Source organism: Pseudomonas batumici (genome assembly GCF_036585405.1).
Classification (GTDB): domain Bacteria; phylum Pseudomonadota; class Gammaproteobacteria; order Pseudomonadales; family Pseudomonadaceae; genus Aquipseudomonas; species Aquipseudomonas batumici.
This window is the reverse complement of the sequence record NZ_CP144470.1, coordinates 450747-466901: the sequence shown is the minus strand read 5'-3', so window position 1 is coordinate 466901 and position 16155 is coordinate 450747. Positions and strand designations below refer to the sequence as shown.

Sequence of the window (16155 nt, the reverse complement as noted above, 5' to 3'; positions counted from 1 at the left end):
TTTTTCTCAAAAAGGTCATTTCGCCATGACAGCTCAAGTCGGCACTGCGCCCGAATCAGCAGACACCCCCGTCTCCTACACCCGCGTTAGCCGCAAGAAAGCCTTGCGCCTGGGGCTGCTGAGCCTCGCCGTGATCGGCGCCGTCGGCTATGGCAGCCATTGGTGGTTGGTCAGCCGCTACATCGAAGACACCGACGACGCCTACGTAGGCGCCGATGTCACGGTCATCAGCGCCAAGGTGCCGGGCTATATCAGTGAGGTGGCGGTGCAGGACAACCAGTTTGTCAAAGCCGGCGACCTGCTTGCCCGTATCGATGTACGCGATTACCGCGCCGCCCTGGCCAAGGCCGATGGCGCCGTGGCGGCGCAGCAGGCCACCCTGGTCAATCTCGATGCGACCGAACAGTTGCAACAGGCGGTGATCAACCAGGCCAAGGCGCAAATCGACGCTTCGGATGCCGAAACGCAACGGGCTGGAGACGATCATGCGCGCTATCAGAATCTGGTTCGCAGCCAGGCCGTATCGGTCGAAAGTGCCCAGCGAGTCGATGCCACCTGGAAGACCGCGCGTGCCGACCACGCCCGCGCCGAAGCCGGGCTGCTGGCGGCACGCCGGCAACTCGACGTGATCGACAGCCAGCGCGGCCAGGCCCGGGCAGCGCTGCAACAGGCACAAGCCGAACGCGAACAGGCCCAACTGAACATTGGCTATACCGAGTTGCGTGCCCCCGTGGATGGTTACGTCGGTAACCGCCGCGCCAGGGTCGGCACCTACGCCGCCGCCGGCAGCCAGTTGATCTCGGTGGTACCGGCGAAGGGGCTGTGGGTCGACGCCAACTTCAAGGAAGACCAACTGGCCCGCATGCAGGTGGGTCAATCTGTCAGCGTTCGGGCCGATATCCTGCCCGGCCGCGAGTTCCACGGTCACATCGAAAGCCTGGCACCGGCCACGGGTGCGCAGTTCAGCGTATTGCCACCGGAAAACGCCACGGGCAACTTCACCAAGATCGTCCAGCGCGTGCCGGTGCGGGTACGTCTGGACGGCGCCGATGCCCAATTGGGTGCACTGCGCCCCGGGTTGTCGGTGGTGACCCAAGTGAACACCCGTGAGGCGTTGCAGCCCGACAACGCTGCAGTGGCAGGCCAGCCATGAGCAGCCCACTGCCCACACTGACCATGGCACAGAAAGTGGCAGCCTTCGCCACCATGTGCGTCGGCATGTTCATCGCCCTGATCGATATCCAGATCGTCTCCGCGTCGCTCAAGGACATCGGCGGCGGCCTCTCGGCCGGCGCCGACGACACGGCCTGGGTGCAGACCGCCTACCTCATCGCGGAGATCATCGTGATCCCCATGTCCGGCTGGCTCTCGCGGGTGATGAGCACGCGCTGGCTGTTCGCCGTGTCGGCAGCCGGCTTCACCTTGACCAGCCTGCTCTGCGCCTTGGCCTGGAACATCCAGAGCATGATCGCCTTTCGCGCCTTGCAGGGCTTTCTCGGCGGCTCGATGATCCCGCTGGTGTTCACCACGGCATTCATGTATTTCACCGGCAAGCAGCGGGTAATCGCCGCCTCCACCATCGGCGCCATCGCCTCGCTGGCCCCGACCCTGGGCCCGGCGGTGGGCGGCTGGATCACCGACGTTTCATCCTGGCACTGGCTGTTCTATATCAACCTGGTACCGGGCCTGTTCGTGACCTTCGTCGTGCCGATGCTGGTCAAGGTCGACCACCCCAACCCGGCCTTGCTCAAGGGCGCCGACTATATCGGCATGTTCCTGATGGCGGTGTTTCTCGGTTGCCTGGAATACACCCTGGAAGAAGGGCCGCGCTGGAACTGGTTCAGCGACAGCACCATCGCCACCACCGCCTGGATCGCGGGCATCAGCGGCGCACTGTTCATCTGGCGCTGCCTGGAAATTGCCGAACCCATCGTCGATCTGCGCGCGCTGAGCGATCGCAATTTTGCCCTGGGCTGCCTGTTTTCCTTTATCACCGGGATCGGCATCTTCGCCACCATCTACCTGACCCCACTGTTTCTCGGACGGGTACGTGGATACGGCTCGCTGGACATCGGCCTGGCTGTGTTTTCCACCGGCATATTCCAGCTGTTGGCGATCCCGGTGTATGCGATATTGGCCAACCGCATCGACCTGCGCTGGATTCTCATGCTGGGGCTTTCCCTGTTTGCCCTGTCGATGTGGGACTTCTCCCCCATCACCCACGACTGGGGCGCCAAGGAGCTGCTGCTGCCACAAGCCCTGCGTGGCTTCGCCCAGCAAATGGCGGTGCCGCCCGTTGTCACCCTCACCCTGGGCTCGCTGGCTCCCGCACGCCTGAAACTGGCCTCCGGCCTGTTCAACCTGATGCGCAACCTCGGTGGCGCCATCGGCATCGCCGCCTGCGCCACCGTGCTCAACGACCGGACCAACCTGCACTTCCTGAGACTGGCCGAGCACCTCAATACCCGCAACGAAGCCATGAATACCTGGCTCGACCAACTGACCGCGAACGCCCAACTGCTCGGGCAGAACAGCATCGACGCTGGCCAGCTCGCCATGCGTCAACTCTGGGCCCTGACCTGGCGGGAGGCACAAACGCTGACCTATGCCGACGCCTTCCTGATGATCATGGTCTGCTTCGTGGCCGCCACGTTGCTGGTGCCATTGATGCACAAGGTCCAGCCACCCAAACAGCCGTCCGCCGACGCTCATTAATCACGCTTGAGGATTATTCGATGAACACCTTGCTTGATCGCATGCTCCCTCGCGGGCGCTTTGTACTGGCTGCGCTGGCCATCACCGTAGCCGGCTGCACGGTGGGCCCGGACTACCAGCGCCCCGCTGATCAGGCCGCCGCCCGGTTCATGGCCCAGGACGCCCTGCAACAGCGCGACGCCGGGCGCCCCGCCCCTGCGCTGGAAAGCTGGTGGAAAGGCTTTGATGACCCGCAACTGACCCAGTTGATCCAGAAGGTCCTGGCGCAGAATCTCGACCTCGCCGTGGCCATGGCCCGCGTTGAGCAGGCGCGTGCCGTCGCCCAGGAGGCCGGCGCGACGCGCATGCCTCAAGGCAGCCTCGATGGCCAGGTGGTGCGGCAGCGCCAGTCGCTGGAAAGCCCCGAGGGCCAACTGGCGAGCCATCAGCCGGGCTACGAGCGCAATCAGACCCTGAGCAACATCGGCGCCGGCGCGAGCTGGGAGCTGGATCTGGCGGGAGGGCTCAAGCGCGGCGAGCAGGCGGCGCTGGACGACGCCCAGGCCGCACAAGCCAGCCAGGCCGGCGTACGGGTTTCCGTTGCCGCCGAAGCGGCGGATGCTTACTTGCGCATTCGCGGTGCCCAGCAGCGTATCCAGGTGACCGAACAGCAGATCAAGAACCAGGGCGATCTGCTCGCCCTGGTCGAAGCCCGCCTGGCCCAGGGGTTGGGCAACCAGCGCGAGACCGCCCAGGCCCGGGCGGTGCTGCAACAGGCGCGTACCACCTTGCCACCGTTGCGCACCGAACTGGCGGTGCAGCTCAACCGCCTCGATGTGCTGATGGGCGTCGCACCCGGAACCTATGCCCGCGACCTGGCCGGCACGGCACCGGAAAAAATCGATTACAAGGTTCCGCAGATCCCGGCCAACATTGCTCCGGGAGAGATGCTGCGTCGCCGCCCGGATGTCATCGCCGCCGAGCGGCGCCTGGCGGCCAGCAACGAGCGGATCGGCGTAGCGGTTGCCGAGTTTTACCCGAAGGTTTCGCTGGGCGGCCTGCTGGGTTTCTCCAGCCTGCACAGCGGCTCGTTGTTCACCGCCCAGGCCTTCCAGCCGCAGGCGCTGCTGGGCCTGCATTGGCGCCTGTTCGATTTCGGCCGCGTCGACGCCGAGGTCGCCCAGGCCAAGGGCGCAAACGCCCAGGCGCTGGCCGAATACCGCCAGTCGATGCTGCGCGCCAGCGAAGATGTTGAAAACGCCGTGGTGACCCTGACTCAACTCGAGGCCCAACGTCAGGAACTGGCCCTCGAAATCACCTCCAGGCAAACCGCGCGACAAGCGGCGAGCGAGGCGTACCAGGGTGGCGCGGTGAGCCTGATCGAAGTGTTGAACGAGGACAGCGAACTGCTGCGCACACGCAACCAGATGGCCGAGCTCAATGCCAACGATGCGCGTGCCGCAGTGGCCACCTTCCGTGCCCTCGGGGGCGGCTGGAGCGTGGAGTAGCGCCGAGTTCAAATCGCCTGGCCATCAGGGACTACGGTCTTTGATGGCGGCGATTTTATTCATTCGCTGTTTCATCAGCTTATTGCACGCTAATTTCGAACTTCCCGCCAAAAAATCTTGTGCATGGCCGTTGCCCCCTTGCCGAGCAAGGCGAGACTGATCACGCTGTTATCGGAGCCGTGACTAAAGCTGATCACCGTACCGTTGGACAGCACAGCGACCACCGGGCGCGATGTGAGGTTGCTTCCCAAACTCCGACCCGCCCAGGGGGTGATGCCCGTGGCGAAGTAAGAGTTATCCAGCTGTCCGCCGGAACCTTCGTCGACTTGATACTGATAGCTATTTGAACTGCAGGCCGTAGTGGACGGTGCGTTGGAGTTCAAGACCAACGTGCCGAAAGCCAACTGCATGTCCGACGTCACCCCCTCCCCGGCAGGCAAATCGAAGTACCAGCCCTTTTGCGTTGAGTAGTTGACGGTATTCTTGGTAATGCTCCGGGTCCCATCCGCATTCACGGTGACTGTCTGCGGAACAAGCACGCTACGAGGCGAGCTGGTACCCGTGTAGGTCGTCCCGTCATCCAGAAAGGCGTAAACGCTTTGGATTTGAGTGGAGCTGAAGTCCGACGTGGCCAGGGACCGACCTGTGCCGACAAAGATCGCCGTCTTGCTGTTCACCTGCCCCACCTCGACACTCTGAGTAATGGGTTGGGTGGCGCCACTGCCGTCCTGCAAGACCGCAATGCGGGCAACAGACCAGTTCGCCGGATTCGGATCCGAGATATCGAACTTGAAGACATTACCGTTCAGATCGCCTGCATAGACTGCCGAGGCGGTGATCCCATCCGAGGAATAGGCTGAAAGGTGGGCCAGCCCGGCCGGAGACAGTGAGGTTCCATAGCCGCTAGGGATGTCACGAATCACGGCTCCGGTGTCAGGATTCAGAACGAACAGATGGCCCGCATAATCCCCACCGTTGTTGTAGCCTGACGAAACCATGACGACATATCCGGCGGCCGTATTGGTAATCAACGGCTGGCCATAAGAAAGCCCCACGTTATTGGTCACGCTCGACGAGGTGCTGGCGTTGGGAAACTCCCATTTCACCTTCGAGGCCAGGTCTGCCGAACTGGTGGCTGCCGGATTCGTTACATCAAGGGCGTAATAACCATTCCCCCCGCGCGAAGCCCTGCCACCAGCAAGGTCTTCCATGTCCCTGATGAATTGACATCACGAACGGTCGGCGTACCGTCCACGGTGAACGTGTGATTGTAGGTTTTCTGGGATAACGAGTTGAGTTTCGCAAGCACCAGGCTTGGAATGTAAGCCCACAGCTCACCACCGTTGCTGGCATCAATCGCATGCAGCATACCGTCGTTGCCGCCCTGATAGACGACACTTTTGCGTGCGGCAATAGTCTGACCGAACGTCGTATAAGTACTGTCAGTCGTTATGCTCCAGGAGCGTTTGTTATTCACCATCACCGGCTCTGCATCCACCAGATCGCCAAGGACATGGGTACGGGTACGGTACAAGGTACCTTCGTTGGAGCGATCCCCCTTCAACCAGTTGGCAACCGTGAGATTGTCCGTGGCGCTCGGGGAATTGAGAAGCGCTGTTTGTGTGGAACTCAATCCATCGGGGAAAATGGCACCGCTGCTGCCTGTGTAAGAGGCAAATTTTCGGGTCGTCCAGTCCAAGGCATCCAGCGTCGCTTGAAAACTCCACAATGAGGAGCTGGCCGATGTATTCCCCGTGGTGATATCAATCGGCGCGGCCACCAAGTCGCCGTACCAGGAGGACGCATTGAAACTGGCAATGTAGGCCGTGTTGTCGCCCGGCTGGATATTGATGTTGGAGACGCTGATCGCGCCCCCCGCTCCCGACTTGTTCAGTAGATCGGCAATGATGCTCTTGATTGAAGCGGTGGCACTCACACTGTCGGTGGCCAACAGCATCTTGCCCCGGCCATTGATGGTCGCATGGTACAGGTCATCAACGGCTGTCGGGCTGCGCCCCACGTTGGGGTTGGGCCATGTGGGGGCGTAGGTGTACGGGTCTTTATCCTGATTGGAGCCCGTCCCGAAGATCGTCCCCTGCGCCCCCAGTGTCATCCCATATGTGTTCATGTGCAGGTTAGGGTTCTTGTCTGCGCTTGGGGAAGTCGCATTCGGATCATAAGGCACCCGACCGCCTGTAAAGCTGGAACTACCCAAAGTGTTGCTGTAGTAGGAAGCGGCCAAATCCGCCAACGTGCCTGAGTAGGTCGTGGTATAGGGCGCTGAAGTGAACCACGGACTGGACGAGTAAGCGGGAGGCGTTGTGGCCGTGGCATCAGCAAACCCGTCAGTCACGATCATGATGCTATTGCGCTGGCAAGCGTACTGAATGTAGGTCTTGCTGCTGTCGTTCTTATAAAGATCACCGATTGCTTTCAAAAGCGTACGGGTAGGCGTACCACCGGCCCCGAACACGCGATAGATCAATCCAAGCAGGTACTGGTAATTGGTAGCCGGTGTCGTTGAGTTAAGATCGACCATATTGGCCACGTTGCCGGAATCCATCCAACGGGCGCCCATGCGAAGATTGGTCAATTGAGGCAATACCGCAGCCATTGCAGAGGACAACATCAGTCTGCGCTTGCGGTAATAGGTGAACCAATTGGCAAAATTCTGCATTTCCGCCGCGTAGCTGCGACCCGACGGGAACGTGTTGCCTGACTTGATTTCATATCGGTGAAGCAAGGTTCCATCTGGAGCGGTTGCACACGCAGGTGGCCCGGCCGTACACGTTGCATCCTTGACCCAATACGTGGCGGGGTAATAAGGGATCGTAATATCGTAGTATGAGCCCGTATAACCCGAGCTCGTGCCCACCGTCACATTGGTGGTGATGCTGTTACTGCCATTCATGATACCTGCAACCGTTGCCCCCGGAATCACCATCCCGGTATAGAACCTGAACGTCCAACCACTAGAACTGTTGGTTAGCGTACTGGTCAGGTCATAGGTCACACCGGGTGATTCCGTAGGATGGATTCGCGCCGCCGTGGGAATAGAGTTGCTGTAAGTGGTCGTGGTGCCACTATAATAATCAGGTGCCCATGGGACATAAGTCGTATTGGGGTTGTAGTACAGGGGGTTATATTCATAATCCCGTAAGTAGGCGTAGCTCGGAATGAAGGGCGCGGCGAAGCCCTCCCCGGTCGCCCCGGTGTCTACGTATTTTCGGGAACTATTAGGGAATAGATACTCGTACTTCAACCACGTCGAGCTTGTCGCCCCAACAGAATTATAGTTCATCGCATAGTTGCTGGCGCTATAGACATCGGAACTGTTCCATCCGGTAAAGCCAGACTTGCCGGAAGTCGAGTTATACCAAAGGGCACCGTCATTACTCGTTAGCAACACCTCGGTATCCATCGACCCTGAGTCGTCAATCCCCAGTATCATATTGGGCTCAACCACATTCATCATGCCCAATGGGAGTTGAGCAATATCCGTAGTCGCTGCAAAAGCCGGAGAAGCCCCCTCGACCAGAAAAAATACTACGAGCAGTCTCGCCAACTTAAACATGTCACCCCCAACCCCTGAATTTTCTTCAACGACACTGACTGTACTGATCATCTTGAAATGACTGTCTGGGTCGTTACCACGGTTCCCTTGGGGCCAGTGGTTTTTACCGTTACCCGGTATAAAATGGGGTACGACATGAGCGACTTACCATCTTGATTCCCGCCCCGCAGGCTGTAGCTACCACCGTTGGCCGCTGTCGGCTTTTCGACTTGGCACTGCGTTCCGGTGCTCGTGACGACGGCGACCGTACAAAGACGCTCGATGTAGTAAGTATAAGAATAGCCACTCGAAAGCCCCACCGAGTTCAGGCAACTCCAGCCATCTCCCGTGGCGCAAGGGAGGGGTAAACCGTTGGCATCTCTGTTGGTCAGAATGGTTGGGGAGTAGATCCCTGGGTCAGCCGCGGTCAAATCGGCCTTGCCGGAGATATAGCTCTTGACAGTCGGCAATATACTATCCGAGGCCGCCAGCGCACCTTCCCGATAGGAGTAGTTCCCCACGGTGGTGACATTCATGTTGACCGAGCGGATTAACCCAACCGAAGCGATCAAAAATATCGTCAGCAAAATAAGGGTGAGGATAAGAACCGCACCTTTCTGGTTATTTTTCATCGCCGCCTTCTCACTGGGCCGTGGCCCAAGCCAAACTACGGAGCGGTGTTACCGTCGTGTAGGTCTTGTAAAAATAGCAGCGCCAATCCGGAATCAGGGCAGTACCACTTGTTGTGTTGGTCAGGGCCGATACATCGACCGAGCTTGAACCGTTTGCCGCATTCTGCCAGCCATCAAAACTGATGGTAGAACTCGTTGTGCTTGTGCAATTGGCGGCATTGGCTTGTTTTTCTCGATTCCCCGAGCGAATCACCATTGCCGTGCGCACCGCCTTCAGGTTGTTGAGTTGGCTGGGGAGCTGGTCCTGCCAGGTCAGTCCAAGGCCACTGTTCACACCGTATTGCGCTCTCAAGAAAACCACCCCATCGGCCACGATGCTCACCTTACCGGTAATTTTGTCCTTGATTTTCAACAGTGCATTTTCCGAGTACCACTCCTGGTAGTTGAAAACTTGTTCAGGTATGACATAAAAATCAGCCGCGTAGGTGGGCACTCCGGCAATCGCTTGATTATGTTCAGCCGTTGCTGACAAACCGATATTCACCATCCCGGCATTGCCGTTCACCGCGTTGGGGGCCGTCGCACGTCGCAAGGTGCAGTCCGTTCCACTCCCGGCAGAACTATAGGCCAGTAGAATATCGTCTCCGGTCGCCACCGAGCCCACCTGGGGAATGCCGATATCGTCGTTGGGGTTGGCCAATGACACTGAAACCTTGAGCATTGAAGCTGCGCTCCCCCCACTGCCATAGGCAAAAATCACATGATTGGAATTGGGGTCTGTCGTCACATCCAGCTTTATCGTATCCAGTTCGATGCCAGAATTGGTATTCGTCGCCGTCGTGGAATAGAGGTGGGTACAGATTTGACTGTAATTACTGATCAGCCCGGCACCGGCCATTTCAAGCGCCGTGTTGATGGTCTCGGCTGCCGTGGTCCCGTTGCTGTTGGCCGTGTTGGACGCGATATTACTCATTCTCCCCGTGTCATAGGACATCGCCAGCGAGGCGGCGGCGAGCGACATGATCAGACCGATGACCATCGCCAGCATGGCTTCAATGAGCGAGAAGCCCTTTTGCCTCATAACGTTTTATCTACTGTGAAAGGAACACTGTAAGTATTCACAACGTTATCCTGAGGCATGCTCCACTTAATCGTGATCAGACAAGTGCCATCCGCCTGCACGCTCACCGCGGGGTCAATCGCCCCCGGCAATTTCTTGACTTCCACAGCCCAACTGGCGGCCAAACTGCCCGTGCCCGGATAAACATAGCTGGCAAGGTTCGAAGCGTCCGAGACCATTTGACCGTAGAGGATCTTGGCCAGATTGGTGGCCTTTACCCGATCATCCGACTTGGCGGACTCTTTCGACAGTTGCGCTTGAAGGGCGGCATTGCCCAACAGACCAATCGTCATGATCAAGAGTGCTATCAAACACTCGATCAGCGAGAATCCGCGCTGCTTATGAGGATGAGGATGGGCAAAAGTTCGAGGCATTACTGTCACCTTGCGAAGGGTTGCAGACTTTGATGAAACCGCCGCCATAAGCCTCAACATTGAGACATGCATTATTTGCCGCGCAGGAAGTATTTATAATCGTGATGGTATACGAGGTGGAGGCAACAATCTGCCCAGTCGAGGTGAACGTAATCGCGCCGGCTGTATTTTGACTGATCGTCGTCCCAGACCCCGCGCCCGCCAAACTTATTGTCTTGGCATAATTACTGCCCGACAGATTGATTGCCGTGGCGGTGATGGTAGCGGAAACCGCTGTATTGCGTTTCAGCGCCTCGGAGCGGGCTTCCTGAAGAGCGGAAAAAACCACGTCCGCCGTGGATTTTACGGTGTTATTGGAAATGACATCGCTCAAAGAAGGAATGCCCCAAGCAATCACGATACCCATGATCGCAATGGCAACCATGGTTTCCAACAAGGTCACCCCTCGCTGACGATTCAAGATCAGCACTCCGACCCGGTTATGATCCAACAGGCTTTGTTGGAAGAACCGGTGGTCGTCTTGTTGCCTTGCTCGTTAATTGTGTAATTCGTTCCCGCTATAGACCCTATTCCGCTGGCCGTATAGGTATATCCCTGCCCACTACCATTAGTATTATTGATGGCACAGGCAATCGTAAAATTGGTCGTATTAGCGGGAAGCACCCCACAGGCACCCGCATTACTGTAGGTCTGGGTATTTTGATAATAGGATTCCATCTTTACCTGCAAGGCCGCCAGGGCGTTAGCCCCTTCAGACAACTTGCTGCGATTCACATAGCTCGTATACGATGGATACGCAATAGAGGCCAGAATTGCAACGATCGCCACTGTCACCATCAGCTCTATCAAGGTGAAACCGTTTTGGCCTTTCATCGATGCCCCTAATTTGTGTGTGTGAAATTTATCTTATTGTATTTTTTTGACAGAATTGATGTCGCAGAGGCTGCGAATCGAAGCAAGAGAAATTCTGCTTCACGCAGCCATCTATAACACGCACAGGGATGATAGCCAATGGCCCGCAGCGCCTTATGGCTATCGATATGAAAGGTCAACCGCGCCTAGGCCGGCGCCACCGGCCACCACAGCGAAACGCACAACCCGTGTCGTTCCACCTCATCGCAGTATTCCAGGCAGATACGGCCCCCCGTACGCTCGGCGATGGCCTTGACGATGGACAGCCCCAACCCGGACCCGACTTCCTGGCTGCCCAGGCTGCGATAGAACGGATCGAACACCCGCTCGCGTTCTTCGACGGCGATGCCGGGGCCGCTGTCCTTGACCCGCAACAGCGCCCCGCCCTGCTCCCGGCTCACCGACAGGTCGACCCGTCCACCGGCAGGCGCATAACGAATGGCGTTGTCCACCAGGTTCTTGACCACCGCCAGCAGGTCGATCTCGTCGAGCGCCAGCCGCACGTCCTCTTCGCCCTCGACACCGATATCGATCTGCTTGAGTTCAGCCAACGGCAGCAAGTCTTCCAGCACCCGGCGGTAGACCGCGTGCACAGACACTGGCGCGCTGGGCCGCGTCGCGTTCGCTTGCGCGGTGGCCAGCGCCAGCAGTTGGTCAATCAGGCTCTTGCCGCGCTCGATACCCCGGCGCAATACGAACAGGCGCTCGCGGGCCAGGCCCGACATCTCGGCGGCGGCCAGGCGTTCGGCCTGCAGGGACAGTGCCGTCAAGGGTGAACGCAACTCATGGGCGGCGTCGGCGACGAAGCGGCGCTGGGTGTCCATCGACTGAGCGACCCGGCCGAGCAGGCGATTGATCGCCAGCACGAAGGGCCGGACCTCGGCGGGCACGTGATTTTCGTCGATGGGGTGCAGTTCCTGCTCGCTGCGCTGGTCGATCTCGGCCGCCAGCACCGCGATGGGCCGGAACAGCTTGCGCAGCAGGTCGGCCACCACCAGCAACAGCACGGGAAACAGGATGAGAAACGGCAACAGGCCGCGCCAGGCGCTCTCACGTGCGTCCTTGTCACGGGCGCCGGTTTCCTGAGCCACGGCGATACGCGCGCCGCTGCCCAGGGTCCTGACCAGCACCCGGAACGGCTCGCCGGCGACCGTCAGCGTCGACAGGCCATCGGCCAGCGTCGCCGGTAGTGGCAGCGGCCCGCCAGTCTCGACATTGGCAGCGGCTCGGCCACCATCCCCCAGATACTGCACGATCACCCGCGACTCTTCATCGTCGCCAGCGATACCGCCCTCCGGCTTCGGATAGGCCAGCGTCATCTGCTGGCGCTCGAACAGCACGGCCACCTGATGCAGGGTGTTGTCCTGCATCTCCAGGGCCTCGTCGAAGGCCGAGACAAAGGCGAACACCCCGGCCAGCAGCGCAACGATCAGGATCGCCAGCGACAGGGAAACCGAAAGCCGCAGCTGGACCGACTCGCTCAGGCGTTTTTTGAAACCATCCATCCCATGCCCCTGACGTTCTTGATGACGTGACTGCCCAGCTTGCGCCGCAAGCCGTGGATCAGAAACTCCACCGCGTTGCTTTCCACTTCATTGCCCCAGCCATAGATCCGGTCTTCGAGATCGCTGCGCGAGAGAATCGCCCCGGGCCGGATCAACAGCGCCTGCAACAACGCGAACTCGCGGCTGGAGAGCTGGACTTCGGGATTTTCCGCGGTGCCGGCCTGTTTCGAGATCAGGTCCAGCGACACCACGCCGTTGCTCAGCACCGGCACCGCGCTGCCGCCCTTGCGCCGTAACACCGCACGCATGCGCGCGAGCAACTCGGCCATGTCGAAAGGTTTGAGCAGATAGTCGTCGGCACCGCCATCCAGGCCCTGCAAGCGATCGTCGAGGCTGTCACGGGCGGTAATGATCAGCAGCGGCACGCCGTTGTCGCGCGCGCGAATACAGCCCAGGACTTCGAGCCCGTCCTTGCCCGGCAGACCGAGGTCGAGCAGCACCAGGTCATAGTGCTGGGTGTCCAGCGCAGTGAGGGCGCTCATCCCGTTGTTGACCCAGTCGGCGGCGTAGCTGGCATCCGTCAGTGCGTCCCGGATCGCCTCGCCGATCATGGGGTCGTCTTCGACCAGTAAAATCCGCATGTCCCTCTCCGCTGAAAAAAACAGGCCCGGCACTCATACCGGACCACGCCTGCATGATGATTGCCGAGCCTGCATTGAAGCACCTGTCCGAGCGTGGGCGAAGCGATTTATCGGGCTTGCCCAACCCGCGCTACGTCGTACGAGGTCATTATTTGCCTTGCATGGCGTTGAAGGTTTTCAGCAACTCGTCCAGGGTCGCCTTGCAGTCGGCCTGTTTCGGGCTGCCGGCGCGCAGGGCTTCCAGTGCGTTGTCGATGGCCTTGTCGAGCACGTGCCAGTCGCCGGCGGCACGGGGCTTGAGGCCGGCTTCGGCGGAGTCCCAGGCCAGTTCCAGATCCTTGATCCGCGCCTTGGCACCCGCCAGGTCGCTCTTCTGCACCAGAGCGGCAACATCGATGGCAATGCCCTGGAAGGCCGACAGATCGCCCAGTTTCGAGACCGTGCCCTGGCTTGTCGCCGGCGCGCTGGTGGTGCTCGCCGCGGTGGTAGCGGCCTTGGCGCTATCAGCGGGTTTGGAGCAGCCGGCGGCCAGGCCGAGCACGGCAATCATGGAAACAACGGCGGCGGTGCGCATAACGGTTTGAACCTTGAACATGATAATTCCTTGTGTGTGTAAACGGGGTCGGGTTATTGCGTGACGAGCTTGCGGTTGCCGACGCCGAACTGCGCGACGACCACCAGGATCAGGATGACGCTGAGGAAAATCGCGCTGGTCCAGGCGGCGCCCATGCCCAGGCCGCCGTAGGTCTTGGCCTGGGTCAGCAGGTCGCCCAGGGAAGCACCGAACGGACGGGTCAGGATGTAGGCGATCCAGAAGGTCAGGACGGCATTGCCGCCCAGGCGCCAGGCGACCAGGGTCAAGGCGATCAGCCCGCCGAAAATCATCGAGCCGAGGGTGAAACCAAGGCCCAGTGCCTCGGTGGCCAGGTCGCCCGCCGCCGTGCCCAGGGCGAAGGTGCAGAGCACGGTCGTCCAGTAGAACCACTCCCGGCGCGGGGTGACGATTTCATTAATGGACAGGTTGCGTTCGCGGGCATACCAGATGCCGAAATTGATCGCCAGCAACACCGAGAATATCGCCGTGCTGAGGTACAGGCTGACGCCCAGCTTGTCGGTGAGCACATCGGTGATCTGCGTCCCGACCACGCTCACCAGCACCACGCTGAGCCAGTAGATCCAAGGGGTGTAGGCACGGGTGCGCAGTTGGCCGAACAAGGCGATGGCCAGCAGCACGGCCATGCCGATACTGGTCAGGCCCTGCCCCAGGCCGGCGTCGACGGCGAGGTAGTCGGCAGCGGTTTCGCCCACGGTGGTGGACATGATCTTGATGATCCAGAAGGACAGCGTCACTTCCGGGACCTTGTTGAGCCAGTCGGCTGTGGTCAGCGCTTTCATGTGGGGACGTCTCCTTAACGGCGCCACAATCGGCGCAGGGAGGAGACTACCCAGGGAAACTTAGCTGAGACTGAGGACCGCGAATTTCCCTCTAAATACCCCTTAATAGTCGAAAAAAACTCGACCGTTCAGCCGATCCAGGCAAAGGGCAAAGCGTCAAAAATAAGTGATTCAATCGCACCATCATCCTTTTATGCTGTCTCTTTGACACATATTGAAATGGCTTTCCGGCGATGTTATAAGTCAGCCTTACCCCATTTGGATCCAATTAGCAGAGCACATCCAGCCAACCGGAGCCCGCTTGTCATGCCTAAACTCCGCACAATCAAACATACGTTTGACTTGGTTAGAGAAGTTGAGAACAACATTCCTGGGGCCAGCACAAAAACCTATGTAGATGTCTTGACCTGGGTATTCTACCAACTGGAACTAACACGATTTGCCTATGTCTACGCCGATTCTCTTTTAATTGACAATGGTGATATCTCCATCCATAGCAACTACCCCGCCGAGTGGGTTGACACCTATCGTCGACAGGCGCTCTACAAGTCCGACCCGGTCATGGCCAATGTCGCCATCACTTCGCAGCCGTTCTTCTGGGCGGCGGTAAACGACCGCTCTCACGCGCCCAACAGAGTCTTCGAACAATCCGCTCGCTATGGCATTGATCAAGGCTTCAGCATTCCCGTTCATGACCCCGGCAGCGCTTTCGGCTCGCTGCACTTGCCCTGTGTCGAAGGCGACCCTGATTTTGACCGTATCGTCCAGTCGAATATGTTCCTGATCAAGGCCATCGGCACCATTGCCCATCAGTACCGGCCGATCGAAGCCAGCCAGGAAGAACTGTTGTCGCTGAGTCCCAGGGAGATTGAATTTCTCCACTGGCTGGCCCTCGGGAAAAATTATCAGGAAATCGGCCTGATCATGAACATCACGGAAAGGACGGTGAAATTCTACGCCAAGAAAATCACCGAGAAGATGGGTTGCACCAATGTCAAACAGGCCATGGTCAAGGCCATTCGCCACAATATCTTTTAACCTTACGCCCCCAGCCTACCCTACTCCCCCCCTCACAGGCCCTACACTTGTGAGGCGGACTCGCTCGCCCTCTTCAGGCCACTATCACGTTCGAGGCCAGGTTATACAAAGCCATACTGGCAAATAGCCCAATTACCAATGAAACAAATCTATTGACTCGATTACCCGATATTATCGACGGAAGATTTCGCCCAAAAACAGCCCCCAGTCCCACCCAGACAATACCCACGGGAAGAATGACCAGGGAAAAGATCGCCATGAACGAAAGATAACTTTCCAGGTTCGCAAAGGTCCCGGTAGGCGCCACGAACGAGGCGAAGAACAGTCCTTTCGGATTGCTCAGTGTCGCCAGGAACAGCGCTGAAACCGAGATGGCAGAAGGCTTTCCAGACGTTTCCAGCTGCACCGAGAACCACAGTTTCAACGAAATGTAGAACAGGAAGATCACCGCCAGAATCTTCGTCGCCACCACCACCCAGCCGTAATTTGCCATCAGCGCATCAATGGATACACCCCAAGCGGTTATCTGGATCAGGTAGGCCGTCCATTCGGCCAGAATCAACTTCACCGAATAACTCCCCAGGCCGCGACTGACCCCCGACTGCAGCAGCAGCGAATTGGTCGGCCCCGGCACCAGCAATACCGTGAGCATTGCAATTGCAATGTAATACATGACCCGCCCCCAAAAAAATTCCAGAATAGACTCAGTTTCCAGTCGACTTATTTTCCAATTTGGAAATTCCGTTCTTCCCTACCGACTTATTAAAAGCGTGAACACCCTTG

14 protein-coding genes and 1 pseudogene are annotated in these 16155 nt (G+C 58.8%); 4 read left to right on the top strand and 11 right to left on the bottom strand.

Going from position 1 to position 16155, the window contains the following annotated elements; genetic code table 11:
- The first annotated feature begins 25 nt into the window (after positions 1-25).
- From NUH87_RS01720 to NUH87_RS01710, 3 genes are read left to right on the top strand one after another with little or no spacing between them, the layout of a single operon-like run.
- Complete coding sequence (locus tag NUH87_RS01720; protein WP_338524434.1) at positions 26-1153, top strand: HlyD family secretion protein; 1128 nt, start codon at positions 26-28, stop codon at positions 1151-1153.
- Positions 1150-2715, top strand: a complete 1566-nt coding sequence (locus NUH87_RS01715) for a DHA2 family efflux MFS transporter permease subunit (RefSeq protein WP_338524433.1) — start codon at positions 1150-1152, stop codon at positions 2713-2715. The genes NUH87_RS01720 and NUH87_RS01715 overlap by 4 nt, the downstream gene beginning before the upstream one ends.
- A gap of 20 nt (positions 2716-2735) precedes the next feature.
- Positions 2736-4202: an efflux transporter outer membrane subunit gene (locus NUH87_RS01710; protein WP_338524432.1), complete on the top strand. Its 1467-nt coding sequence runs from the start codon at positions 2736-2738 to the stop codon at positions 4200-4202.
- A gap of 89 nt (positions 4203-4291) precedes the next feature.
- Here NUH87_RS01710 and NUH87_RS01705 read toward each other — a convergent pair.
- The 10 genes and pseudogenes from NUH87_RS01705 to NUH87_RS01655 form a co-directional block, all read right to left on the bottom strand.
- Positions 4292-5682: pseudogene (locus tag NUH87_RS01705) on the bottom strand (pilus assembly protein).
- A 2141-nt stretch (positions 5683-7823) separates the two neighbouring features.
- Positions 7824-8387, bottom strand: a complete 564-nt coding sequence (locus NUH87_RS01695) for a hypothetical protein (protein WP_338524429.1) — start codon at positions 8385-8387, stop codon at positions 7824-7826.
- 10 nt (positions 8388-8397) lie between these two features.
- On the bottom strand, positions 8398-9468 hold the full coding sequence (locus NUH87_RS01690; protein ID WP_338524428.1) for a PilW family protein: 1071 nt from the start codon (positions 9466-9468) through the stop codon (positions 8398-8400).
- Positions 9465-9881: a type IV pilus modification PilV family protein gene (locus NUH87_RS01685; RefSeq protein WP_338524427.1), complete on the bottom strand. Its 417-nt coding sequence runs from the start codon at positions 9879-9881 to the stop codon at positions 9465-9467. The genes NUH87_RS01690 and NUH87_RS01685 overlap by 4 nt, the downstream gene beginning before the upstream one ends.
- Positions 9847-10341, bottom strand: coding sequence for a pilus assembly FimT family protein (locus NUH87_RS01680; protein WP_338524426.1), 495 nt, complete (start codon positions 10339-10341; stop codon positions 9847-9849). The genes NUH87_RS01685 and NUH87_RS01680 overlap by 35 nt, the downstream gene beginning before the upstream one ends.
- A gap of 2 nt (positions 10342-10343) precedes the next feature.
- Positions 10344-10754, bottom strand: coding sequence for a type IV pilin protein (locus tag NUH87_RS01675; RefSeq protein WP_040066959.1), 411 nt, complete (start codon positions 10752-10754; stop codon positions 10344-10346).
- A gap of 185 nt (positions 10755-10939) precedes the next feature.
- Positions 10940-12298, bottom strand: coding sequence for a sensor histidine kinase (locus NUH87_RS01670; RefSeq protein WP_338524425.1), 1359 nt, complete (start codon positions 12296-12298; stop codon positions 10940-10942).
- Complete coding sequence (locus NUH87_RS01665) at positions 12274-12939, bottom strand: response regulator transcription factor (RefSeq protein WP_338524424.1); 666 nt, start codon at positions 12937-12939, stop codon at positions 12274-12276. Before NUH87_RS01665 ends, NUH87_RS01670 begins: the two co-directional genes overlap by 25 nt.
- A gap of 148 nt (positions 12940-13087) precedes the next feature.
- Positions 13088-13534: a hypothetical protein gene (locus NUH87_RS01660; protein WP_338524423.1), complete on the bottom strand. Its 447-nt coding sequence runs from the start codon at positions 13532-13534 to the stop codon at positions 13088-13090.
- A gap of 32 nt (positions 13535-13566) precedes the next feature.
- Positions 13567-14334, bottom strand: a complete 768-nt coding sequence (locus tag NUH87_RS01655) for a membrane protein (protein ID WP_040066965.1) — start codon at positions 14332-14334, stop codon at positions 13567-13569.
- Positions 14335-14640: 306 nt separating this feature from the next.
- Between NUH87_RS01655 and NUH87_RS01650 the strand changes: the two genes are divergently transcribed.
- Entirely contained in the window at positions 14641-15372 is a 732-nt protein-coding gene (locus NUH87_RS01650) for a helix-turn-helix transcriptional regulator (RefSeq protein ID WP_167337437.1), read from the top strand.
- A 73-nt stretch (positions 15373-15445) separates the two neighbouring features.
- Here NUH87_RS01650 and NUH87_RS01645 read toward each other — a convergent pair whose 3' ends face one another.
- Positions 15446-16045, bottom strand: coding sequence for a LysE family translocator (locus tag NUH87_RS01645; protein WP_338524422.1), 600 nt, complete (start codon positions 16043-16045; stop codon positions 15446-15448).
- Positions 16046-16155 lie beyond the last annotated feature (110 nt).